Origin of the sequence: Planococcus sp. FY231025 (genome assembly GCF_052078085.1) — a bacterium.
Taxonomy (GTDB): domain Bacteria; phylum Bacillota; class Bacilli; order Bacillales_A; family Planococcaceae; genus Planococcus.
On the sequence record NZ_JBQJJG010000018.1, the window covers coordinates 1 to 17,715 of the forward strand.

A 17,715-nucleotide genomic window follows, 5' to 3' on the forward strand; every position below is an offset into this window, starting at 1 on the left:
ATTATAGAAGATTTGATTGCTCAAATGCTTGCTGGCGTGCCGCCGTCCCGAAGGACGCGCGGCTCGCTTTGATCTGCATAAGCTGATCAGTAAGTTGTTTGTTGACGTTTTGCTGTTCAGTTTTCAAGGTTCATGTTGTGCGCCAGTTGTTATTTCGTTATATGCTTTTCTCTTGGCGACTTGTATTATACTAAAGCATTCCTCTTTAAGAGTCAACACTTTTGCGCATCTTTTTTTAAAAAGATATTATTTCAATATCACAATAAAGTTTCTTCTATATAATAAGCGCATTTTATCGCGCAGGCAATTCCGTAGCCGAATCATTGGTTCTCGTGCCAAAAATAGAAAAAAGGCAGGGCATAAAAAGCCGCTGCCTTTCATTTCATGCTCATCTTTCGGATCCGCGCTTCTTTTAGCAGGAAAAGGTTTTTGCTTTCGCTGATTTTCCTTTCCGCCGCACAAAGCTGGTCGTATTCCACAGACAACTCTTCGAGTGCCTGGGCTTTCTCCCATTCCTGCTTTGTCTCCAGAAACTGGCGGATCAATTGCACATCAAATTCTCTTTTTAATTTCCCTCTTTTTGAAAACACTTGTCTTTCTCCTCTTTACAGCTCGCGCCGGCCTTCCATCGCTTTGGATAACGTCACTTCGTCTGCATATTCGAGATCTCCGCCAACCGGCAGACCATGGGCAATGCGGGTGGTCCGGATGCCCGACGGTCTGACAAGACGCGAAATATACATGGCGGTCGCTTCCCCTTCAATGGTCGGGTTGGTCGCCAGTATCAACTCTTTCACTTCTTCGTCCTGCAGGCGCTTCAACAATGACGGTACGTTAATGTCTTCCGGACCAATGCCGTCCATCGGGGAAATCGCCCCTTGCAGCACATGGTACAAGCCGGTGTAATCGCGCATCTTCTCCATCGCAATAACATCTTTCGGATCTTGGACTACGCAGATCGTTGAACGGTCGCGCTGTGGATCTTGGCAGATATGGCACGGATCGATATCCGTGATATGTCCGCAAATCGAGCAGAAGCTCAAATTCCGTTTCGCATCCACCAAAGCTTTTGCAAAATCAAGGACCGTGTCTTCCTTCATTCCGAGCACAAAAAATGCCAGCCGGGCCGCTGTCTTGGGCCCGATTCCTGGCAACTTCATAAAACTTTCCATCAATTTGGTAATAGGTTCAGGGTAATGCATTCTGTTTACCTCCTAGAACATGCCAGGAATGTTTAAGCCCTTAGTGAATTTCCCCATTGTGGAATTCGCATGTTCATCCGCTTTTTTAAACGCTTCGTTTGTGGCAACGATCAATAGATCTTGAAGCATTTCAACATCTTCCGGGTCAACGACTGAAGGATCCAAAACGATATCCTTCACTTCTTTATGTCCGGATACAGTGACTTTGACCATTCCGCCGCCGGCTGTCCCGTCAAAATTCAATGTCCCTAGCTCTTCCTGAGCCTCAGCCATCTGTTTTTGCATTTTCTGCATTTGTTTCATCATGCCTTGCATATTTCCTCCACCGCGCATAATTGTTTCCTCCTTCAGGTTATGTGTTTAGTCATCATGGATTTCGACAAAGTCTTTGCCGAACAGCCGCTCCGCTTCAGAGATGAACGGATCTTCCTCCGCTGCTGCACCTTCTGCCGAAAATGGATGTTCGTCTTCAGAGTCCGGCTGCTTTTCTTCCGCTCCCGCTTTCAATCCGTTGCTTCTTATGAACTCTTCCCGGATCTTCAGCCAGCTTTCATCCGGCACGAAAATCGGCATGTAGGCCTTGCCGGTATATTGCTCGAGGAGCTGGCTGAATGTAGCGGCAAACGTCTGGTTATCGGCAGCCATCTGACAATGAATATCATACTTGAATTTTAACACAAAAGCATCTGTAGAAGCCGCTACCGGCTCTGCTTCATTCAATAAAGCCGCATGCGATTTCTGCAGTTGGCCCATGACGGCCGCCCAATTGGTTTTTATCGCCTGGATATCCGGCTTGGTCGCATTGCTCAGGACGTCCTGGATGCGCACAACCGGCACTTTATAGCTGCTTTGCGAGCGCTGGCGCCGCTTCGGTTCTGCCGCAGCTGCCGGAGCCTGTCCTTCGCCGTTTTTCAATTGCTGCTGAAGCTGGATGATCAATTGCTCAAGATGATTCACTTTCGCTTCAAGATCCGGTGATGCAGCAGCCGATGTGGATACCGCTACCGGCGCATCTGCCTGCACCATTCTCAGCAAAGCGGTTTCCAGGTAGATTTTCGTATGGTTCGAGAACCGCATTTCCTGCTGCGTCTTTGTCAGCACGTCAATCCAGGAATAGAGCGTCGCCGGATCGAATTGCTTGGCCAATTGCTCGAACCGTTCTTCATGCGCTGCAAGCTCCAGCATATCGTGGAGGTCCGGCGCCGTCTGAATCAGCAGCAAGTCGCGGAAGAAGGTAATGAAATCTTCCACCAGCCGGACCGGGTCTTTCCCGTCACGCACCAATTGTTCCAAAAGGGTCAAGGCTTGGCCAATATCCTTTGCCAGCAGAGCTTCTGCAATGGCGTAGAACATATCCTGGCTGATGGAACCCGTGACAAGCAGGGCATCTTCAACAGTCATCTGGTCTCCGCTGAAGGAAACCACCTGATCGAGCAGGCTCAGCGCATCGCGCATGCCGCCGGCTGCCGCTTGGGCAATAATCTTCAATACATGTTCGTCGTAGGGAATATCCGCGTCCGTCAGCACTTCAATCATGCGTTCAACGATGTCCGCTTGCGTGAGCCGCTTGAAATCAAACCGCTGGCAGCGTGAAATGATGGTCAACGGCAGCTTATGCGGTTCGGTTGTCGCCAAGATGAACACCACATGTTCCGGGGGTTCTTCCAGCGTTTTCAGCAAAGCATTGAATGCGCTGTTGGAAAGCATATGGACTTCATCAATGATATAGATCTTAAAACGGGAATTCGCAGGAGCAAACCGGACTTTTTCAATGATCTCACGCATTTCTTCAACGCGTGAATTTGAAGCGGCATCGAATTCGATGACATCCGTATTCGACCCTTCTGTAATGCTCAGGCAAGAAGCGCATTCATTGCACGGTTCCGCCACCGGCGCCCGCTCGCAATTGAGGGCTTTCGCAAAAATCTTGGCCGCACTGGTCTTTCCTGTGCCCCGCGGTCCTGAGAACAAATAAGCATGGGTGGTCTTATTGTAGAGGAGAGCATTTTGAAGGGTTTGTTTGATATGCGACTGGCCGGACATCTCAGAAAAGGACTGCGGCCGGTACACACGATAAAAAGCTTGATACGCCAACGTTATTCTCCCCTTTTGTAGTAAGTGTTTTCCGTCTCTCCATTATACCATAAATACAGGGTCCCCCTGAATGATTTCCCCTGAAAAACGGTGCGCTTTTCGAGCCGGATGAGGGCCTCAAAAGCCGTATGTGGACAACAAAAAACCTGCCCGCAAAATGCGGACAGGCCTGAAGTTAAAGTTAATGCCGTGCACCTTTCTTTGACTGCTGTACACAAGCGTTACCCTTGTCGTTAGCTCGATCTAGGCAACCCCACGGCACATGAAAAGATCCACTTAATGCTGCTTCCTTCCGGACCTGACATGGTTCATGGGTTTCCATTGCGCAGGACCCAAATGTCAACACTACGTGCAAGAGGCAGACCCTGCATACAAACAGCCTAGGAAAGGAATTCAGTCCTGCTGAAGCGGATTGCAGGTTACAGGACACCGCTATCTTCCCACCTAGCACGGCATTTATTAGTATACGGAGTATCCGGGGAAAAATCAATCATAAGCATTTGATATAGTGAATTGAGGCGTGAACTGCCTGCCAGAGGGGCCTGGCAACGGCTTTCCGGAAATTCTTCAAAAAAAATTAGCGAAAGTGTTGACACCCATATTGCGTTCATGATAAATTAATTCTTGTCTGATACGGAGGAATACCCAAGTTTGGCTGAAGGGATCGGTCTTGAAAACCGACAGGGGAGTCAAATCCCGCGGGGGTTCGAATCCCTCTTCCTCCTCCATTTTTTGAATTTACGCGCATATAAATTCGAGATTGGATTCGTTACGAAAGTAACGAATTTTTCTTAAAGCTTATATGTCTGAACATTTTTAATACATAGTGAAAACAGGCAGCCCGCCGGCTGCCTGTTTTTTGTTGTTATCCACTTTATTTCCCGGGAAATAAAAACCCCGGACAGCTGGAGGTCCGGGGTTTTTGCTATCTTTTTAAAACAGCGGTCTGCTGGAGGAAGTTGCCGATCCGCTCCACGATGCGTTCGGTGCAGTCCGGATCGTTCATCAAATCATAGTCGTTGATGTTCAGGCGCAGCACCGGGCAGCCGTTGAATGAATTGATCCATTTTTCGTAGCGCCCGTGCATTTCCACCCAGTATTCCACTGGCGTCTGCTGTTCCATCGTGCGCCCGCGTTCATGGATGCGGCCAATGATGTCATCAAGCGACCCTTCCAGATAAATCAGCAGATCCGGATGCGGGAAGTAAGGCGTCATGACCATCGCTTCGAAAAGATTCGTATACGTTTCGTAGTCGACCGCGTTCATCGTGCCTTTTTCCTGGTGCATCTTTGCGAAAATGCCTGTATCTTCGTAAATCGAACGGTCCTGGACAAAGCCGCCGCCGTATTCGAACATGCGCTTCTGCTCCTTGAAGCGTTCCGCCAGGAAATAGATCTGGAGATGGAAGCTCCATTTCTCGAAATCATCATAGAATAAATCCAGATATGGATTGGTGTCGACTTTCTCAAACGAAGTGCGGAATTGCAGCGCTTCAGCGAGCGCTTTGGTCATCGTCGATTTTCCGACTCCGACAGTTCCGGCGATGGTGATCACTGCGTCTGACGGAATGTCGTATTTTTCACGTAGGTTCATACTGATAGGCTCCTTTGTTGTAAAACTTGGTCCACTTTTTGCAAGATAAGCTCCAGATCGTCGGCATTCTGGACAAAATCGATTTCGTCCCCGTTGATCCGCAGCACCGGAATCTCCGGATGTTCGCGTTCGAACCGTTCGATGAATTCATGGTAATCGGCAGCGAGCTGCTCCATGTATTCCGGTGCGATCATCTGCTCGAATTCGCGTCCGCGCATTTTGATGCGGGCCATCAACGTATCCAGGCTCGCATGCAAGTACACGACCATATTCGGCGTCGGCATATCCGCCGTTAGAATTTTATAAATGGATTCATATTTTATATATTCGCTGCCCGGCAATGTGCGCTTGGCAAAAATCAGGTTCTTGAAAATGTGGTAATCGGCCACGACAGATTCCCGATTTGAGATGAATTTCTTCTCGATATCGGCTAGCTGCTTGTAGCGGTTGCACAGGAAGAACATTTCGGTCTGGAAACTCCATTCTTCGATGTCTTCGTAAAATTTATTGAGAAACGGGTTCTCATCAACAATTTCCTTTAGCATCTGAAATTGGTATTGTTCAGCAATCGCTTTTGTCAGTGACGTTTTGCCAACGCCAATCGGACCTTCTACGGTGATAAATGGCACCGGCATGGGAAGTTCCCCTCTTTCTGTTCAAGTGTCGTACAGTGCCCTTAATTTTACCATAGACTGCCTGGTAAAAATACAAGAAAAAACACCCCTCCGTCAATGGATCGGTGCTTTGAATGTGCCGCCGTGCACTTCCTGGGTGGCCATGATTGTCAGGAATGCCTTCGGGTCGATGTCCGAGACAATCTGCTTCAGTTTCGTCAGCTCGAGGCGGGTGACGACCACATAAATGACGTCTTTCGGCGTTTCCTTGAAACCGCCTTTGCCGTGCAATTTTGTGACGCTTCTGCCGAGCCGGGAATTGATGGCATCCCCGAGCTCGTCGTATGCATCTGAAACGATGATGACGGACTTCGTATCGTCGAGCCCCTGGATGACCGTATCGATTGTCTTGGATGCGATGTAATACGTCAGGATCGAGTACATCGCCTGTTCCCAGCCGAGCACGAAGCCGGCCCAGGTGAAAATGAAGACATTGGCGAACATGACAAATTCACCGACGGAAAACGGCAGCTTGCGCGTCAAAAGGATGCCGAGGATCTCCGTGCCGTCGAGTGCGCCGCCGTTCCGGATGACAAGGCCGACGCCCGCACCGAGCAGCATGCCGCCAAAGACGGTCGCAAGCAAGGGATCGTCGACGAATCCCGGAATCGGATGCAGCGGGAACTCAATGATCGCCAGCGCTACAATGGCGAAGATAGAAGAAATGAAGAAGCTTCTGCCGATGTGCTTGTAGCCGAAAAACAGGAACGGCAAGTTGATGAACACCAGCAAAATGCCGAAAGGTACCGGCGATAAATAATCCAGGATCAATGAAATGCCGATAATGCCGCCATCAATGATGGCATTCGGCACGAGGAACAGCTCGATTGAAACAGCGGCCATCGTGGCGCCGATCAAGATGAAGACCAGACGCCGAAGCAAATGCCCCCACGTCTCTTTTTTATGTTCTTTGACCATCCAATCGCTCCCCGGCTATGTATCGTATGCGTTAATTTTACGCCTTTTCTTTTCTTTTGTCTTTGCCTTGCTGTAATATTTCCGGCCGGGATGCTACACTTTTCCTTGAGGAGCGATGAATCATGAACGGTATGGAACAAGACCATTATTATATGCAAATGGCGATCGAAGAAGCGGAGAAAGCCGCCGCAAAAGGTGAAGTGCCGATCGGCGCCGTCGTTGTCCATCAGGGCGAAGTGATTGCGCGGGCGCACAACTTGCGGGAAACCACCCGAAACGCGGTGACCCATGCCGAACTCCTGGCCATCCAGGAAGCCTGCCAGAAGCTCGGCAATTGGCGCCTTGAAGAAACCATCCTTTACGTAACGTTAGAGCCTTGCCCGATGTGTGCAGGCGCGATACTGCAGGCGCGCGTGCCACGCGTTGTTTACGGCGCACGGGATGCCAAGGCCGGCGCTGTCGATTCACTATACCGGCTATTGAACGACGAACGTTTCAACCATCAATGCGAAGTGACGGAAAGCGTAATGGCGGAAGAATGCGGCGGGCTTCTCACCCGGTTTTTCCGTACACTCCGTGAAAACAAGAAGAGGCAAAAGCGGGAGCGGGCGGCTATGGCTGACAACGCCCCAAATGATCAGGGATGAACCAAGCCATGTGCATGGTGTCCGGGAAGCTCAGAGTGCTAAACTCTGAGCTTTCCTTTTTACAAGGGATGCGTTCATTTTCCTTTAGCGCCTTGCAATAAACTCCCCTCAGCCAATTTTTTGAGGACAATCTTCCGGTAAAGGCCGCCAAGCATGAGCCCCAGGTCTTCTTCTATAGTTACAGCTTCTTTGTACTTTCCGCATAACCTTTCAAAATCGATGCCTATATCCGTCCCTAACAATTTGATCAGGGACCTGACCGCTTTTTGCAGCGGCGAAAGCCCTTTGTTTTTTGGGGCGAATTTGTCAAAGATGATCATTTCCCCGCCGGGCTTTAATACTCTTAGCATTTCCTTCAAGCATTTGTCCGCATCTGGAACAACTGACAAAACAAGGCTTCCGATAACGGCATCAAAATGATCGTCCGGGAAACTCATGTTTTGGGCGTCCATCTTCATAAACCGAATCGAGGAACCTTTGAATTTTTCTCTGGCTTTACGCAGCATATCATCCGAATAGTCTATGGCCGTCACCTCCAGTTTTTCATGGTTGATCCGCTCCAAATCCGCCCCCGTTCCGACTCCGACAAATAGGATCTTTTGGTTTTCAGCAAAGCCGGCTTTGCTGAAAATCTCCTTTCGTGCGTTAAGGAACTGGCCTGTGTTAAAAAACTTGTCATACACGGGAGACCAAATCTTATAGATCAGCCCATTCCACCGGTTGTTCATAAGCCACTCCCTTTTCGTTGCCCTTTGCCGTGAAAAGGGCAAAACCGCTTTTCTCTTTATCTTATTCGAATGTAAATCTTCTATTCCTCTTTTCAATTTTTCAGGGGCTATCGAATAAAATCAACGCACACCAAAAGCCGGGCGCAAAACAGTAAAGGTTTTGTGCCCGGGGTCTATGCTGATGCCTGCTTTTTTCGTTTCTGGAATTGCACGCGTCAAAGAACTTCCGCTTTTTCTTCTTCTATAAACCGGTTGATGAGCATGTTCAAAATATAAGCCTGTTCATGATGGACCCAATGGGTCGCTTCCCCGACGAATACCAGCTCACCGTCCTCGCAGAAATTCATGCTTTCTTTGGCGAGCATCGGGGACAGAAACTGGTCGCCGATTCCCCACACAAGGCGCACTGGAACGCTGATTTGATGGTCCGGCGTCTGCTGCATGCTGCCTTGCCGGAGTGCCCGGTACCAATTCAGCATTCCCGTCAAAGCACCTGGCTGTGCCCACGCTTCCTTGTACAGCTCAAGCTCTTCCTCTGAGAACGTGCCGGGACGGCTCGTGGATACCAAACTGCCGACCATCGTCTTGAAATAATCCGCAGCCATCGCTTTTTCCGGCAGCTCCGGAATCTGGAAAAACGCCATATAGGAGCTTTTCACCCATTGCAGCGGATTTTTCGCCATGACGCGCGGCATCGCCTTCGGATGCGGGATATTGACTGCAATGAGCAGTTCCACAAGATCCGGTTCAGTTGCCGCCAGATGCCAGGCGACTGCTCCACCCCAGTCGTGGCCGACGACAATGGCGCGTTCCCTGCCAAAATGGCGGATCACTCCCGCTACGTCATCCCTTAATATGTCGAGCGTATACTGCCCGATCCCTTCCGGCTTATCGCTCAAATTATAGCCGCGCAGATCCGGCGCCACCACCCGGTAGCCCTTTTCTGAAAGCGGGCCGATCTGATGGATCCAGCCGTACCAAAACTCCGGAAACCCGTGCAGCAACACAACCAGCTCCCCATCTTCCGGACCTTGGGCTGCCGCGTGCAGGCGGATGCCATTCGTGTCGATAGATAGATGTTCCATTCAAACACTCCTCTCGATTCGCATATCTCCTCTTCTTTTACCCGCTTTACAGAAAACTAAAAAATCCTGAAAGCGATTTGCTTCCAGGATTCCAGGCTATAAAGAAACCTTCTAGTGATAAGTTAATGAACAAAACAAACTTTTTACACCGCTTCGGCGCTTTGGGCATGGCTTTCGCCATGAGCCGGAAAAGAACACCCGTCTCATAGCTTCGCCTAGCCCGTGGACGCGCCGGCGCTGGAGAGGCTTTCTATAAGAAAAATATTCATGTTTATGACTCTAATTAATATTCTCTTAAGATATGGAGCAAAACAGCGGAGACGACCGCGGGATAGCGAGAAAGCCGAGACCCCGCAAGCCGCCATGCGGCTGAGGAGGCTTGGCGCTCGCCCGCAGGCAAGCGCAGCTGTTTTGCGGAATATCGGATTATCGATTAAGACAAAGGCGATTTATAGCTTCCAGGATTCCTTTTAAATTATTTGATGAGTTCTTTTCCGCCCATATATGGACGCAGCACTTCCGGAATCAGAATCGTTCCGTCTTCCTGCTGGCAGTTTTCAAGCAATGCCGCAACCGTACGGCCGACCGCGAGCCCGCTGCCGTTCAATGTATGGACGAATTCCGGCTTGCCGTTCGCTTCACGGCGGAATTTGATATTCGCCCGGCGCGCCTGGAAGTCCTCAAAGTTACTGCAAGAAGAAATCTCGCGGTACATTTCCTGGCTCGGAATCCATACTTCGATATCATATTTCTTCGCTGCAGTGAATCCTAGATCCGCCGTGCACATTTTCAGGACGCGGTAAGGAAGCCCCAATAGCTGGAGCACTTTCTCCGCGTGGCCCGTCAATTTCTCCAATTCATCATAAGACTCTTCGGGCTTCACAAAGCGCACCAGCTCGACTTTATTGAATTGGTGCTGTCGGATCAACCCGCGCGTGTCACGGCCTGCAGAACCCGCTTCAGAGCGGAAATTCGCGCTGTATGAAGCGAAAGCCTGAGGAAGCATATCAGCAGACAGGATTTCGTCGCGGTAGAAGTTCGTCACCGGCACTTCAGAAGTCGGGATCAGGAAATAATCCTCTTTTTCGATGAGGAAGGCATCTTCCTCGAATTTCGGAAGCTGGCCGGTTCCGGTCAAGCTTTCACGATTGACCATATACGGCGGCAGCATTTCCTCATAACCGTGCTCTTCCTGGTGCAAATCCATCATGAAGTTGATGAGTGCGCGCTCCAGGCGTGCGCCAAGCCCGCGGTAGAAGACAAAACGGCTTCCCGTCACTTTGGCGGCACGCTCAAAATCGATGATGTTCAAGTCGGTACCGAGGTCCCAATGCGGTTTCGGTTCAAAACCGAATTCCGGCTTGTTGCCCCATGTGCGAATTTCCACGTTGTCATCTTCAGAATCGCCGACCGGCACGCTGTCATGCGGAATGTTCGGCACGCGCATCATGATAAAGTTCAGGCGCTCTTCCACTTCCCGCAATTCATCGTCGATCGCTTTGATGCCATCGCCGACTTCACGCATCTTCGCAATGGCTTCGTCCGCATTTTCCTTGTTGCGCTTCATGACGGCAATGTTCTGGGACGCTTCATTGCGCTCCGCTTTCAGCTTCTCCGTCTTGGCAATCAATTCCCGGCGTTTCACGTCAAGGCCTTCAAACTCATCGAGTACAGAAATATCCTCCCCGCGTTTCGCAAGCTTCGTTTTCACTTCTTCAAAATTAGCACGTACAAATTTAATGTCTAACATCCTGATTCCTCCTCTAAATATGGTCGCTGATGAAAAAAAGACAACAAAAATAGCCCCCATCCCTTGGTAAAGGGACGAGAGCTACCCGCGTTGCCACCCTGATTGATCGGCACTCGGCCAATCCTCTTCATCACATAACGGCATCAAAACCGGCAATGGCTTGTTCGCCATGCAACTCCGGGGTGGATTCACACGCGTTTTTCACCGGTTCGCACCAACCACCGGCTCTCTTTGGAAAAACAGACGTCCTACTAGTTCCCATCAACGTTTCTACTTTTAAATTAACCATACTTTACTATATATCAGTTAATTTGGCAAGAGCGCTTCATTCGGGCTTGGGATCATGCCGATAAAGTATTCGGTGATGCGATGGTCATCCGTCAGCTCCGGATGGAACGAGCAGCCAAGGAAAGGACCGCTCCTCGCCATGACGATCTTTCCATCATGCTCGCAAAGCACTTCCGCAGACGGGCCGGCAGAAACGATATGCGGCGCCCGGATAAACACGGCGTTAAACGGATCAGCAAGCCCTTTGACCGTCAAGTCCGCTTCAAAGCTGTCCATTTGGCGGCCGAACGAATTGCGTTCCACCACGACGTCCATGACACCCAAATGCGGTTCGTCGTATCCAACTACTTCTTTTGCCAACAGGATCAATCCGGCGCATGTGCCAAACATCGGTTTGGCGGTCTTGGCAAATTCGCGCAGCGGCTCCATCAAGCCGTATCGGTCGATCAAACGGCGCATCGTCGTACTTTCGCCGCCCGGCAGGATCAGCGCGTCCAATCCATCCAGGTCAGCAGGCCATTTCACCAGCACCGCTTCCGCGCCGCAAGCCCCAATCGATTTCACATGTTCACGGACGGCGCCTTGCAGCGCCAATACCCCGATTCGCTTCATGGTTCACCAGCCCCGTTCCTGCATGCGTTCCCCGGCTGCGATCGTGGAGATCTCGATGCCTTTCATGGCGATGCCGAGGTCTTTCGACAATTCGGCGATCAATTTGTAATCCTGGTAATGCGTCGTCGCTTCCACAATTGCCCGCGCGAACCGTTCCGGATTGTCCGATTTGAAGATGCCGGAACCGACGAAGACGCCGTCTGCGCCCAATTCCATCATCAATGCCGCGTCCGCAGGCGTTGCGACACCGCCGGCTGCAAAATTGACGACCGGCAAGCGGCCCAAGCTTTTCACTTCTTTCAGGAATTCGTAGGATGCACCCAGATTGCGGGCTTCCGTCATCAATTCGTCTTCACCCATCGCCACGACTTTGCGCACTTCTGCATTCACCTGGCGCAGATGGCGCACGGCTTCGACGATATTGCCCGTTCCCGGTTCCCCTTTTGTGCGGAGCATCGAAGCCCCTTCGCCGATGCGGCGCGCCGCCTCCCCTAAATTGCGGCATCCGCAGACGAACGGCACGGTATACATCGTCTTCAGCAAATGGAATTCTTCATCCGCCGGCGTCAGAACTTCGCTTTCATCGATGTAATCGACGCCCATCGCTTCCAGGACGCGCGCTTCAACGATATGTCCGATGCGCGCTTTTGCCATCACCGGAATCGATACGGCGTTCATGACTTCTTCCGTGATGCGCGGATCCGCCATCCGGGCGACACCGCCGTCTCTGCGGATGTCCGATGGGACGCGTTCGAGCGCCATGACTGCTGTCGCGCCAGCAGCTTCTGCGATGCGCGCCTGTTCCGCGTTGACCACATCCATGATCACGCCACCTTTTTGCATTTCCGCCATTCCTCTTTTTACGCGGTCTGTACCATGTTGATCCATCATAAATTCCCCCTATCGAGTGATAAATTAAGTATAATAGGTATTGACCATATAAAAAGAATCAGTTTCACTCTTTTTAACCATACCAGTTAGGAGGAAAAAGAATGGACATGCTCATGTTTCAGCTGGACCGGCGGAATTCCGTGCCCCTCTACAACCAGCTGTACCAGGAAATCAAGGAAGCGATTGCGGCCGGCAAAATCCCCGTCGGCACGAAACTTCCCAGCAAGCGGAAGCTCGCCGATTTTCTGGCGATCAGCCAGACAACCGTGGAATTGGCGTATAGCCAGCTTGTCGCAGAAGGGTTTATTGAAGCGAGGGAGCGCAAAGGGTTCTTCGCTTTGCCGGTCGAAGAACTCGCGTATTTGGATGTGCCGCACGAGGAACCGGCAGCGCCGGGTGAACGGTTCGAATACCGCTATGACTTTAACCCTGCAAAAATCGATACCCGGTCATTCCCTTTTTCGACATGGCGGAAAGTGGCGAAAGAAGTGATGGACGAGATGAACCATCATTTGCTCCTATCGGGGCATCCGCAAGGGGACGAAGCGCTGCGCCAGGAGATCTCCCGCTATTTGTTCCAATCGCGCGGCGTGGTCTGCGACGTAGACCAGATTATCATCGGCTCCGGTACAGAACAGCTGATGCCGCTGTTGATCCGCTTGCTTGATAAGGGGGTGCTGTTCGGCTTTGAGAATCCCGGCTACGCTCTGACACACAGCATTTTTGAGCATTATGACCGGAAAGCGGTCCCCATCGCCGTCGAAGAGGACGGCATCAGCGTCCACAGCCTCGAAGCGCAGGGCGTCGATATTGCCTACGTGACGCCTTCGCACCAGTTTCCGACCGGTACGGTGATGGGCGCCACGAAACGGGCGCAATTGCTCAACTGGGCAGCTGCCAAGCCTGAACGCTATATCATCGAAGACGACTATGACAGTGAATTCCGCTATACCAGCCGCCCGATTCCGGCGTTGCAAAGCATGGACCGGAGCGGACGGGTCATTTACTTGAGCACTTTCTCAAAGTCGCTCATGCCATCGCTGCGGATCGCCTATATGGTCCTGCCAAAACGGCTGCTGCGCTCCTATCAGCAGACATTCCTGCATTATTCCTCTTCCGTTCCGCGGATGGACCAGCAGCTCGTCGCCGAGTTCATGAAACAAGGCCATTTCTCGCGCCATTTGAACCGCATGCGCAAACTCTACAAGAAAAAGCTTGAACATTTGACGGCTGCGCTGCGTTCCTTCGCCCCTACTGTCAAAGTGTCGGGAGAACAGGCGGGCATGCATATCGTCCTGACTGTCCAGACCGCGTTTTCCGAAGAGCAATTGGTGGAGCGGGCAAAAGCGGTGAAAATCCGGGTTTTCGGCCTTGGCTCATACGACGTGGAACAAAAAACGGTCGTTCCGCCCCAGATTGTGCTGGGATTCGGCGGGTTATCCGCAGAGGACATCGAAAAGGGCATCCCTGAACTCATGCACGCCTGGGGAATCACCATCAAAAAAGCAGGCCATCAATGATGGCCTGCCGTTTTTTTAGAATAATCCTTTAATAAAATCAAGTGCACCTGTCCACAGCGTTCCAAAGAAGCTTCCGACCGCTTGCATCGACAAGGAGAACCAGTTTGCGCGTTCGACTTTCTCAGTCGTCACGACTTCTGCAGCACCGGACTTCTCATCAAGGAAACCGTAATCTTCGCCTTCTTTTTTCGCCACTTTCACTGTGCCGACCACTTTGCCTTCATCAATTGCCGCTTCGATTTCCCCGTCAGCCAGTAAAGAGTCGTCCAATACCAATTCTGGCTGGTAGACGTCCTTATCGCTTGTGCGGATCATCATCTTAATCGGTTCTTTTACAGCAATGTTGACTTCATCTTCTTTGCCTTTTGTCACTGGCAAGGATTTCTGCTCTTTGAATTGGTAGCCGGCAGGAACGATTTCCTCAGACGAGAACTGGCTGAAGCCGAAATCGAACAAGGCGCGCGTTGCATCAAAACGGGCTTTATAAGAGCCTACGCCCTTATCATCCACCGCTTTCATGACCACAGCGATCAAACGTGTATCGCCGCGTTTTGCCGTTCCGGTAAAGCTGTGCCCGGCAAAATCAGTTGTTCCGGTTTTCAGGCCGTCCACACCGTCATAGGCATAGAGCATGCCAGGGAGCATTGTGTTCCAGTTTTCCATATTCGTCGCATCGTCTGTTCCGTCGCGGAAGACTTTATTCGGGATTTTTGTCGTTTCCAACACTTCCGGATAGTCGTCCAAGAGGATTTTAGCCAATTTGGCTACGGATGTTGCCGACATGACGTTCTCATCGGTTGCTCCTGTGCCTTTAGGGTGCATGCCCATCAAATGGCCGTTGTTCAGACCGGTAGAATTGACGAATTTAGCATCGTTCAATCCGAATTCTTTCGCTTTTTCATTCATCAGACGGACGAATTCCTCTTCCGTTCCTGCAATGGTTTCAGCGATTCCGATTGTTGCAGCATTGGCCGAGTAGATCGCCATCGCTTCATAAAGCTCTTTGATCGTGTACCGTTCTTCCGCGCGCAATGGCACGTTGCTCAAACGCATATCCTGGGAAATTTTGTATGTATAATCCGTTACCAAGTATTCCTGGTCCCAAGTTACACGCCCTTCTTCGATTGCTTCGAACAATAGGTACTCGCTCATCATTTTTGTCATGCTGGCGATTCCAAGCGAAGCATCAGCATTTTTTTCGTAAAGTATTTTTCCAGAGTCGGCATCTACCAAAATTGCAGCATCTGCCATTATATTCAATGAATCCGCCGCTTTTGTTTGCTGCGGAATGATAATAGTCAGTAATAGGACAGCCATTACAGTCAGCAACATAGTTGTTTGTAAAACATTTTTCACGTGTATAAATACCTCCATCTATAAGTTTCCACATGCTATTCTATCATATTATACAGGTCCTGAAAGAAAAACATGTAAAAAGCACCCTTTCCGCCATGTTAAAGGCAGATAAGGGTGCCAAAAGATACACAAATCATGAAATTGAGTAGTTAGGCGATTCTTTTGTAATTTGCACGTCGTGCGGATGGCTCTCACGGAGGCCAGCGCCAGTCATTTTAATGAACTGTGCATCTTCGCGCAACGCTTGGAGATCCTTCGTTCCGCAGTAGCCCATGCCGGCACGGATGCCGCCCAGCAGCTGATGGATGGTATCAGCCAACGGGCCTTTGTATGGCAAGCGGCCTTCAATGCCTTCAGGCACCAATTTCTTCGCATCGTCCTGGAAGTAACGGTCTTTTGACCCTTTTTCCATAGAAGCGATCGATCCCATTCCGCGATACGTCTTAAAGCGGCGGCCTTGGAAGATTTCCGTTTCGCCCGGGCTTTCAGTGGTTCCAGCCAATAAACTGCCTAGCATGACCACATGTCCGCCTGCAGCAAGGGCTTTGATGATATCGCCGGAGAACTTGATTCCGCCGTCAGCAATGATGGTTTTGCCGTATTTCCGCGCTTCAGTCGCACAGTCATAGACTGCCGTGATCTGCGGTACACCGACCCCTGCAATGACGCGTGTCGTACAAATCGACCCTGGCCCGATACCTACTTTGACAACGTCAGCGCCGGCTTCGATCAATGCCCGTGTGCCTTCTGCTGTGGCAACGTTTCCGGCAATAATGACCAGTTCCGGATAAGTGGCGCGAATCTGGGCCACCATGTCCATAACGCCTTTTGAATGGCCGTGTGCCGTATCAAGAACGATTACATCCACATGCGCTTTCACCAATTTTTCTACGCGGAGCATCGTATCAGAAGTGACGCCGACTGCTGCGCCTACAAGCAAGCGGCCATGTGCATCTTTCGCGCCGTTTGGAAACTCGATCACTTTTTCGATGTCTTTGATGGTAATCAGCCCTTTTAGCGTCCCTTCATCATCGACAATCGGCAATTTCTCGATCTTGTATTGCTGCAAAATCTTTTCTGCCTCTTCAAGAGTGGTTCCAACGGCTGCCGTCACCAATTTCTCTTTCGTCATGACATCGTCGATCTTCAACGAATAGTCCTGGATAAAGCGCAAATCGCGGTTTGTAATGATCCCTACAAGTTTTTGCTCTTCCATATTGTTGACGATCGGCACTCCGGAAATGCGGTATTTGCCCATCAAATGTTCTGCATCGTATACCTGATGTTCAGGAGTCAGGAAAAAAGGATCCGTAATAACGCCGTTTTCAGAACGTTTTACAGTTGTCACTTGCTCCGCCTGTTCTTCAATGCTCATATTTTTATGGATGATGCCGAGGCCGCCTTGGCGTGCCATCGCAATGGCCATTTTCGCTTCTGTGACCGTGTCCATGCCCGCACTAATGATAGGAATGTTTAATTTAATTGTTGGCGTCAAGTCGACTGACAAACTTACGTCCTTTGGCAACACTTCAGACTGAGCTGGTACAAGCAACACATCATCAAACGTCAAACCTTCTTTTACAAATTTCGATTCCCACATAATAGAGGCTCCTCCTGCTTCCTTTTGAATATTATTGTAAGGTTATCAGCGGCTGTATGCAGTGTCAAGAAAACAGTAAGAAGAAAAACTATTCCGAATAATCGTTACAGCAGGTTTTTCACATCTTCTTCCATATTGCTCGGAGGAGTCTGCGGAGCAAAGCGTTTAACGACATTGCCATCACGGTCGACCAGGAATTTCGTGAAATTCCATTTGATCGCTTCAGTCAGCATTCCCTTCTGCTGGGAAGTCAGATACCGGAATAAAGGATCAGCTTGGTCGCCCTTGACGTCCACCTTTGCGTAAACCGGAAAGGTCACCCCGTAATTCACTTGGCAGAATTCCATGATTTCTTCCTGGCTTTCGAATTCCTGGTCATTAAACTGGCCGCAAGGAAAGCCAAGAATCTCGAGGCCTTGGTCTTTATACTTTTCGTAAAGCTTTTCCAACCCTTCGAATTGAGGGGTAAATCCGCATTTGCTTGCTGTATTGACGATAACCAGTGGATGCCCTCTGTACTTTTCAAGCGTTTCTTTTTCTCCGTTCGCTTTTTTCACTTCAAAGTCATAGATCGAAGCCATTGGAATTCATCCTTTCATTTTTCTTCAACATTATAATGCAGCCGCCCAATATACAAGGAATTTGGCTGAAAGCGATCGAAAGGACGGGATTTTTGAAACACAAAAAAGCCGCTACCTTTTCAGGTAACGGCCTTCGATGTGCCCAGCGGCGTCCTACTCTCACAGGGGGAAACCC

Annotated in this window: 17 protein-coding genes, 1 tRNA gene, 1 other RNA gene and 1 other annotated feature; of the genes, 3 read left to right on the forward strand and 16 right to left on the reverse strand. The window is 50.3% G+C overall.

Annotated features, from left to right (window positions below; all coding sequences use genetic code 11):
- Positions 1-377: 377 nt before the first annotated feature.
- The 5 genes from ACTL32_RS18720 to ffs all read right to left on the reverse strand — a co-directional run bounded on the left by ACTL32_RS18720 (position 378) and on the right by ffs (position 3,749).
- Positions 378-590 carry a YaaL family protein gene (locus ACTL32_RS18720; RefSeq protein WP_204893837.1) on the reverse strand — a complete coding sequence of 71 codons (213 nt, stop codon included), beginning with the start codon at positions 588-590 and terminating at the stop codon, positions 378-380.
- A 15-nt stretch (positions 591-605) separates the two neighbouring features.
- Positions 606-1,202, reverse strand: a complete 597-nt coding sequence (gene recR, locus ACTL32_RS18725; RefSeq protein WP_441342852.1) for a recombination mediator RecR — start codon at positions 1,200-1,202, stop codon at positions 606-608.
- A gap of 12 nt (positions 1,203-1,214) precedes the next feature.
- Positions 1,215-1,535: a YbaB/EbfC family nucleoid-associated protein gene (locus ACTL32_RS18730; protein ID WP_441342853.1), complete on the reverse strand. Its 321-nt coding sequence runs from the start codon at positions 1,533-1,535 to the stop codon at positions 1,215-1,217.
- Positions 1,536-1,562: 27 nt separating this feature from the next.
- Positions 1,563-3,296: a DNA polymerase III subunit gamma/tau gene (dnaX, locus tag ACTL32_RS18735; RefSeq protein WP_441342854.1), complete on the reverse strand. Its 1,734-nt coding sequence runs from the start codon at positions 3,294-3,296 to the stop codon at positions 1,563-1,565.
- Positions 3,297-3,483: 187 nt separating this feature from the next.
- Positions 3,484-3,749, reverse strand: an RNA gene (gene ffs, locus ACTL32_RS18740) — signal recognition particle sRNA large type.
- 182 nt (positions 3,750-3,931) lie between these two features.
- On the opposite strand from ffs, the gene ACTL32_RS18745 reads away from it, so the two are divergent.
- Positions 3,932-4,024, forward strand: a tRNA-Ser gene (locus ACTL32_RS18745).
- Positions 4,025-4,221: 197 nt separating this feature from the next.
- Here the strand turns inward: ACTL32_RS18745 and ACTL32_RS18750 are convergent.
- From ACTL32_RS18750 to ACTL32_RS18760, 3 genes are all read right to left on the reverse strand, one after another.
- Entirely contained in the window at positions 4,222-4,890 is a 669-nt protein-coding gene (locus tag ACTL32_RS18750) for a deoxynucleoside kinase (RefSeq protein WP_204893841.1), read from the reverse strand.
- A complete protein-coding gene (locus tag ACTL32_RS18755) occupies positions 4,887-5,525 on the reverse strand; it encodes a deoxynucleoside kinase (protein WP_204893842.1) in 639 nt (212 codons plus the stop codon). Before ACTL32_RS18755 ends, ACTL32_RS18750 begins: the two co-directional genes overlap by 4 nt.
- A 93-nt stretch (positions 5,526-5,618) precedes the next feature.
- Positions 5,619-6,482 (reverse strand): YitT family protein, encoded by an 864-nt coding sequence (locus ACTL32_RS18760; protein ID WP_441342856.1) that lies wholly within the window; start codon positions 6,480-6,482, stop codon positions 5,619-5,621.
- 122 nt (positions 6,483-6,604) lie between these two features.
- On the opposite strand from ACTL32_RS18760, the gene tadA reads away from it, so the two are divergent.
- The gene (gene tadA, locus ACTL32_RS18765) at positions 6,605-7,129 is read left to right on the forward strand and encodes a tRNA adenosine(34) deaminase TadA (RefSeq protein WP_441342857.1); all 525 of its coding nucleotides are present in this window, start codon (positions 6,605-6,607) and stop codon (positions 7,127-7,129) included.
- 74 nt (positions 7,130-7,203) lie between these two features.
- Here the strand turns inward: tadA and ACTL32_RS18770 are convergent, their stop codons facing one another.
- The 5 genes from ACTL32_RS18770 to pdxS form a co-directional block, all read right to left on the reverse strand.
- Positions 7,204-7,857 (reverse strand): class I SAM-dependent methyltransferase, encoded by a 654-nt coding sequence (locus tag ACTL32_RS18770; protein ID WP_441342858.1) that lies wholly within the window; start codon positions 7,855-7,857, stop codon positions 7,204-7,206.
- A gap of 215 nt (positions 7,858-8,072) precedes the next feature.
- A complete protein-coding gene (locus tag ACTL32_RS18775) occupies positions 8,073-8,942 on the reverse strand; it encodes an alpha/beta fold hydrolase (RefSeq protein WP_441342859.1) in 870 nt (289 codons plus the stop codon).
- A 475-nt stretch (positions 8,943-9,417) separates the two neighbouring features.
- Entirely contained in the window at positions 9,418-10,692 is a 1,275-nt protein-coding gene (gene serS, locus ACTL32_RS18780; protein ID WP_441342860.1) for a serine--tRNA ligase, read from the reverse strand.
- Between the two features lie 67 nt (positions 10,693-10,759).
- Positions 10,760-10,966 (reverse strand) — a binding site (T-box leader).
- A gap of 32 nt (positions 10,967-10,998) precedes the next feature.
- Positions 10,999-11,592 (reverse strand): pyridoxal 5'-phosphate synthase glutaminase subunit PdxT, encoded by a 594-nt coding sequence (pdxT, locus tag ACTL32_RS18785; protein ID WP_441342861.1) that lies wholly within the window; start codon positions 11,590-11,592, stop codon positions 10,999-11,001.
- Positions 11,593-11,595: 3 nt separating this feature from the next.
- Positions 11,596-12,480 (reverse strand): pyridoxal 5'-phosphate synthase lyase subunit PdxS, encoded by an 885-nt coding sequence (gene pdxS / locus ACTL32_RS18790; protein WP_441342866.1) that lies wholly within the window; start codon positions 12,478-12,480, stop codon positions 11,596-11,598.
- Between the two features lie 104 nt (positions 12,481-12,584).
- Here pdxS and pdxR point away from each other — a divergent pair, with 104 nt between their 5' ends.
- Positions 12,585-14,003, forward strand: coding sequence for a MocR-like pyridoxine biosynthesis transcription factor PdxR (gene pdxR / locus ACTL32_RS18795; protein ID WP_441342862.1), 1,419 nt, complete (start codon positions 12,585-12,587; stop codon positions 14,001-14,003).
- A gap of 15 nt (positions 14,004-14,018) precedes the next feature.
- Here pdxR and ACTL32_RS18800 read toward each other — a convergent pair whose 3' ends face one another.
- The 3 genes from ACTL32_RS18800 to ACTL32_RS18810 all read right to left on the reverse strand — a co-directional run bounded on the left by ACTL32_RS18800 (position 14,019) and on the right by ACTL32_RS18810 (position 17,540).
- Positions 14,019-15,359 (reverse strand): serine hydrolase, encoded by a 1,341-nt coding sequence (locus ACTL32_RS18800; protein ID WP_441342863.1) that lies wholly within the window; start codon positions 15,357-15,359, stop codon positions 14,019-14,021.
- A gap of 133 nt (positions 15,360-15,492) precedes the next feature.
- On the reverse strand, positions 15,493-16,959 hold the full coding sequence (gene guaB / locus ACTL32_RS18805) for an IMP dehydrogenase (protein ID WP_441342864.1): 1,467 nt from the start codon (positions 16,957-16,959) through the stop codon (positions 15,493-15,495).
- 104 nt (positions 16,960-17,063) lie between these two features.
- Positions 17,064-17,540, reverse strand: coding sequence for a glutathione peroxidase (locus ACTL32_RS18810; RefSeq protein WP_441342865.1), 477 nt, complete (start codon positions 17,538-17,540; stop codon positions 17,064-17,066).
- Positions 17,541-17,715 lie beyond the last annotated feature (175 nt).

Excerpts from the sequence above, each read along its gene's own strand:
- ACTL32_RS18760 (WP_441342856.1), bottom strand. The coding sequence starts at position 6,482 with ATGGTCAAAGAACATAAAAAAGAGACGTGGGGGCATTTGCTTCGGCGT.
- recR (WP_441342852.1), bottom strand. The coding sequence starts at position 1,202 with ATGCATTACCCTGAACCTATTACCAAATTGATGGAAAGTTTTATGAAG.
- serS (WP_441342860.1), bottom strand. The coding sequence starts at position 10,692 with ATGTTAGACATTAAATTTGTACGTGCTAATTTTGAAGAAGTGAAAACG.
- pdxR (WP_441342862.1), top strand. The coding sequence starts at position 12,585 with ATGGACATGCTCATGTTTCAGCTGGACCGGCGGAATTCCGTGCCCCTC.
- ACTL32_RS18810 (WP_441342865.1), bottom strand. The coding sequence starts at position 17,540 with ATGGCTTCGATCTATGACTTTGAAGTGAAAAAAGCGAACGGAGAAAAA.
- ACTL32_RS18770 (WP_441342858.1), bottom strand. The coding sequence starts at position 7,857 with ATGAACAACCGGTGGAATGGGCTGATCTATAAGATTTGGTCTCCCGTG.
- ACTL32_RS18755 (WP_204893842.1), bottom strand. The coding sequence starts at position 5,525 with ATGCCGGTGCCATTTATCACCGTAGAAGGTCCGATTGGCGTTGGCAAA.
- ACTL32_RS18750 (WP_204893841.1), bottom strand. The coding sequence starts at position 4,890 with ATGAACCTACGTGAAAAATACGACATTCCGTCAGACGCAGTGATCACC.
- pdxT (WP_441342861.1), bottom strand. The coding sequence starts at position 11,592 with ATGAAGCGAATCGGGGTATTGGCGCTGCAAGGCGCCGTCCGTGAACAT.
- ACTL32_RS18730 (WP_441342853.1), bottom strand. The coding sequence starts at position 1,535 with ATGCGCGGTGGAGGAAATATGCAAGGCATGATGAAACAAATGCAGAAA.
- pdxS (WP_441342866.1), bottom strand. The coding sequence starts at position 12,480 with ATGGATCAACATGGTACAGACCGCGTAAAAAGAGGAATGGCGGAAATG.
- ACTL32_RS18775 (WP_441342859.1), bottom strand. The coding sequence starts at position 8,942 with ATGGAACATCTATCTATCGACACGAATGGCATCCGCCTGCACGCGGCA.
- tadA (WP_441342857.1), top strand. The coding sequence starts at position 6,605 with ATGAACGGTATGGAACAAGACCATTATTATATGCAAATGGCGATCGAA.
- guaB (WP_441342864.1), bottom strand. The coding sequence starts at position 16,959 with ATGTGGGAATCGAAATTTGTAAAAGAAGGTTTGACGTTTGATGATGTG.